Consider the following 997-nt stretch of genomic DNA (forward strand, 5'->3'; position numbering starts at 1 on the left):
GTTCGGCCCCAGGACCTGCATCCGGTAGATGCCCACATTGATGTCGTCAGGATCATCGGGCGCGCAGGTGATCACCAGCGGCCAGGTAATGAGCGGCGCGGGTTCGCCGGGCCAGCACCACTGGATATGCCATCACGCTTGGCCTTACGAGGATGGACCAGATTCCTGCCGCCTTGTTGGCCGCTCTTCTGCTTGCTGTCGCCACCTTCATTCTGACGCGCCCTTCGCCGACCGATGGAAACGTCGAGCAATTGTTCGTCGTCCTCAACGAGGAGATCGACTAACGGGACAGACTAGACAAATAACTCTGGACCGCGAAATCCAGGAGCTTTTCAGCTGCCTCCCTGCGATCCTTACCCTGGGCCTCCTGGGAATGAACCATCGAGGCCGCTGGTGACATTGCCCCCGGCCTCTAATCCAGTTTGAAGTAGGCTCTGGCCCCAGGAAGGACCAGAGATGAAGCGCAGCAGGTTTACCGAAGATCAGATCATCGGTATTTTGAAAGAGCACGAGGCGGGGGTTCCAGTCGCCGACCTGTGCCAGAAGCATGGTGTGAGCAACGCCAGCGTGTACAAATGGAAAGCCAAGTATGGCGGCATGGACGTTAGCGAGGCTCGCAAGCTTAGGGCGCTCGAGGATGAGAATGCCAAGCTCAAGCGGCTGCTGGCCGATGCGATGCTGGACAACTCGGCGTTGAAAGACCTGCTCGGAAAAAAATGGTAACGCCCGCCGTTGAGCGGGATGCTGTCGCCCATCTCCAGACGGTGTTTGGAATGAGCGAGCGGCGGGCGTGCCAGGTGCTGGGATGCTGCAGGATGACGATGCGCTACCAGACCATCAGGGTCGATGATGCGGTGCTGCGTGAGCGGATGCGGTGTTGTTCGAGCGCACCCGTAGAACGGTCAGCCTCACACCGGCCGGGCATCGCCTGCTGGTCGACGCGCGCAAGATCCTGGCCGCGATCGACGACGCGGCCTACGCGGTCAAACGAACGGCC

Annotated in this window: 1 protein-coding gene and 2 pseudogenes; 2 read left to right on the forward strand and 1 reads right to left on the reverse strand. The window is 60.4% G+C overall.

Annotation, left to right across the window (positions count from 1 at the left end; genetic code table 11):
* A pseudogene (locus WH91_RS23845) lies at positions 1–126 on the reverse strand (UbiD family decarboxylase domain-containing protein); the annotation flags it as partial.
* A 26-nt stretch (positions 127–152) separates the two neighbouring features.
* Here WH91_RS23845 and WH91_RS25855 point away from each other — a divergent pair.
* Both WH91_RS25855 and WH91_RS23850 read left to right on the forward strand, forming a co-directional pair.
* Entirely contained in the window at positions 153–284 is a 132-nt protein-coding gene (locus tag WH91_RS25855; RefSeq protein ID WP_280140274.1) for a hypothetical protein, read from the forward strand.
* Between the two features lie 172 nt (positions 285–456).
* Positions 457–875: pseudogene (locus WH91_RS23850) on the forward strand (transposase); the annotation flags it as partial.
* Positions 876–997: the final 122 nt, after the last annotated feature.

This window comes from Devosia psychrophila (genome assembly GCF_000971275.1).
GTDB classification, from domain to species: domain Bacteria; phylum Pseudomonadota; class Alphaproteobacteria; order Rhizobiales; family Devosiaceae; genus Devosia; species Devosia psychrophila.